Below are 3,218 nucleotides of genomic sequence, written 5' to 3' on the forward strand. Positions count from 1 at the left end.
GCGGCCGCGGTCGCCGCCGGCTGAGTGATCGGCCGGGTCATCGGCGGGGTCATCGGCGGGGCCGGGTTCAGCGACCGTTCCACCGTGATCGCGTGCCACAGGCAGAACATCGCCACCGTCCAGACCTTGCGGGAGTTGTCGGCCACGCCGGCCCGGTGCTCGGCCAGCAGCCGCTGGGCGTAGCCGAGGTCGAGCAGGTGCCCGGTCTGCGAGCCGGCCATCAGCTCGGCGATCCAGTCGCCGATGGCGCCCTTGAGCCACAGCCGCGTCGGGGTGGGGAAGCCCAGCTTGCGGCGGTCGCGCACCGACTCCGGCACGATGCCGCGCATGGCCTCGCGCAGCGCGTACTTGGTCGTGCGGCTGCCGGCCGGGAGCTTCATCTCGGTGGGCAGTCCCGCGGCGGCCGCGTACACCGCCTGGTCCAGGAACGGCACGCGCAGCTCCAGCGAGTGCGCCATCGACATCCGGTCGGCCTTGGTCAGGATGTCGCCGGGCAGCCAGGTGTGCAGGTCCACGTACTGCATCGAGGCGACGTCGTCGACGTCGGCGGTCTCCGCGTACAGCTTGCCGGTGATGACCGTGTGCGGGTCGGCGGTGAAGCGCATCAGCTCCGCCTTCTCCGCGGGGGAGAAGATCCGGGCGTTGCCGTAGTAGCGCTCCTCGATCGGGGTGGTGCCGCGCTCCAGGAAGCTGTGGCCCTTCACGCCCTCCGGGATGACCTTCGACAGGCTGCGCAGCCCGCGCTTCATGCCGGCCGGCAGGCGCTCGATGCCGGCCAGCGACATCGGCTCCCGGTAGATCGTGTAGCCGCCGAACAGCTCGTCCGAGCCCTCCCCGGACAGCACCACTTTGACGTGCCGGGACGCCGTACGGGCCAGGAAGTAGAGCGGCACCAGCGACGGGTCCGCCACCGGGTCGTCGAGCAGCTGCACGATCCGCGGCAGCTCCCGGATCACGTCGTCCTCGGTGACCACCGTCGGGGTCAGCCGCACCCCGAGCTGGTCCGCCGTGTGCTGGGCGATCTCGATCTCCGAGTAGCCCTCCTGGGCGAAACCGGCGGTGAACGCGTGCAGGTCCGGCTTGACCTCGGCGGCCAGCGCGACGATGGCCGACGAGTCCACCCCGCTGGACAGGAACGCCCCCACCGGCACCTCGGCGTGCAGGTGCTTGCGGACGCTGTCGCGCAGCGCGTCACGGATGGCATGGATCGCCACGTCCGGCCGTACGTGCAGCGGCCGCAGCGACGGCCGGAAGTAGCGGTCCTGGCGCAGGCCGCCGCCGGGGGTCCAGGTCATCCGGTGCCCCGGCGGCAGCCGCCGCACGTGCCGGTGCAGCGTCATGGGGTCCGGCACGTACTGCAAGGTCAGGTAGTGGGCCAGGGCGTCGGTGTCCAGGGCCGCCCCGGAGTCGCCGCTGAACGGCAGCAGCGCCTTGCGCTCACTGGCCAGGAACAGCCCGTCCGAGGTCTCCAGCAGGTACAGCGGCTTGATCCCGAACGGGTCGCGGGCGGCGTGCACGGTGCCGGTCCAGTGGTCGTACGCGACGAACGCGAACATCCCCCGCAGCCGCGACAACGCCGCCGCACCCCAGTAGTGGAACGCCGCGGCCAGCACCTCGGTGTCGCCGTGGGTGGCGAACGTGGCACCGTGCTCGCGGATCAGGTCCGCCCGCAGCTGGAGGTAGTTGTAGATCTCGCCGTTGAACACCACGGTCCAACGCCCGGCCTGCGGACCGTCGAACGGGTAGTGCGCCGGCTGCCGGCTCTCCGCCACGTCCACGATGGCCAGCCGCTGGAAGCCGAAGGCGAGGCCGTCGCCGTACTCGATCTGGGTGTCGTCAGGCCCCCGGTGGTGCATCGTGGCCAGCGCCTCGGCGAAGGCGGCGGCCGACGCGGGGTCGGGGACACCGGCGTGCGCCCGGCTGCTCACGAACACGCTCAGACCACACATCGTGGCACTCCTTCGGTTGACGGCGGGTCTGCACCGTAGGAAGCCGGTTATGAAGGACCTGTGAGGAAGTGGCCGGGAATCGTGGACGCACCGGAACCGGACCGGATCTTCACCGGAATCTGACATTCACCGCGGGGGTTGACCGCCTGGGTGAGAATCGCGTCCGTGACCGCCCGGATCCTGGTAGCCGACGACGACCCGAAGCACGCCCAGCTCATCCGCCTGTACCTGGAGCGTGAGGGCCACCACGTGCTCACCGTCGGCGACGGGCGGGCCGCGCTGGAGCAGGCCCGGGCCCGCCGGCCCGACCTGCTGATCCTGGACGTCATGATGCCGCTGGTCGACGGGCTCGACGTGTGCCGGATCCTGCGGGCCGAGTCGTCGCCGGTCGCCATCCTGCTGGTGACCGCCCGCTCGTCGGAGAACGACATGCTGCTGGGCCTGGACATCGGCGCCGACGACTACCTGGCCAAGCCGGTCAGCCCGCGGGAGCTGACCGCCCGGGTCCGGGCCCTGCTGCGCCGGATCGGCACGACCGACGGGCAGTCCGCGACCCTGCGCGTCGGTGATCTCGAGGTGGACGCCGGCCGGTTCGAGGTCCGGATCGGCGGGGCCACGGTGCACCTGACCGCCAAGGAGTTCGGCATCGTCGAGCTGCTGGCCCGCGAGCCCGGCCGGGTCTTCACCCGGGGGCAGATCATCGACCGGACGTTCGGCTTCGAACAGGACGTCTCCGAGCGCACGGTCGACGCCCACGTGGTCAACCTGCGCCGCAAGATCGAGAACGACCCGGCCGAGCCGCGCTACGTGCAGACCGTGTACGGCCGCGGCTACCGGATGGCCGAGCAATGAGCTTCCGGCTGCGGATCTTCCTGCTGGTCATGGTGGTGGCCGTGACGGCGATCGGGGCCACCGCCTGGCTGACCCTGAGCCTGACCTCCCGGGCGTTCAACGAGGCCCAGGACAGCGCGGACCGGCACCGCTACGAGATCGCCGACCAGGTGGCCCGCTACGGCCTGCTGCACGGGCGATGGCCCGGCGTGGACGCCCTCGCCGCCGACCTGTCCCGGCAGACCGGCCTGCACATCCGGCTGATCACCCTGGACCAGACGGTGCTGGTCGACACGGACAATCTCGCCGGCCGCGCCGCCGGCCCGGTCCGCCCGGGTCCCATGCTGATCGATCCGCGCCCGCAACTGGAGTCGTGGGCCGCCGACAGCGACAGCCGGCCGGCCCGGTCCGCCGCCCTGATCGCCAAGGGCGTCGCCG

General features: G+C 71.7%; 2 protein-coding genes and 1 pseudogene. 2 read left to right on the plus strand and 1 reads right to left on the minus strand.

The window, feature by feature from the left end; translation table 11 throughout:
- The coding region (asnB, locus tag AB0C29_RS40400) for an asparagine synthase (glutamine-hydrolyzing) (protein ID WP_360832220.1) at positions 1-1,949 on the minus strand (1,949 nt) is incomplete at its 3' end.
- Between the two features lie 156 nt (positions 1,950-2,105).
- Between asnB and AB0C29_RS40405 the strand changes: the two genes are divergently transcribed.
- Together AB0C29_RS40405 and AB0C29_RS40410 are read left to right on the plus strand one after the other, a co-directional pair.
- Entirely contained in the window at positions 2,106-2,801 is a 696-nt protein-coding gene (locus AB0C29_RS40405; RefSeq protein WP_360832222.1) for a response regulator transcription factor, read from the plus strand.
- Positions 2,798-3,218: pseudogene (locus AB0C29_RS40410) on the plus strand (two-component sensor histidine kinase); the annotation flags it as partial. The gene AB0C29_RS40405 and the pseudogene AB0C29_RS40410, both read left to right, overlap by 4 nt.

The organism is Actinoplanes sp. NPDC048791, from assembly GCF_040650095.1.
Lineage (GTDB): Bacteria > Actinomycetota > Actinomycetes > Mycobacteriales > Micromonosporaceae > Actinoplanes.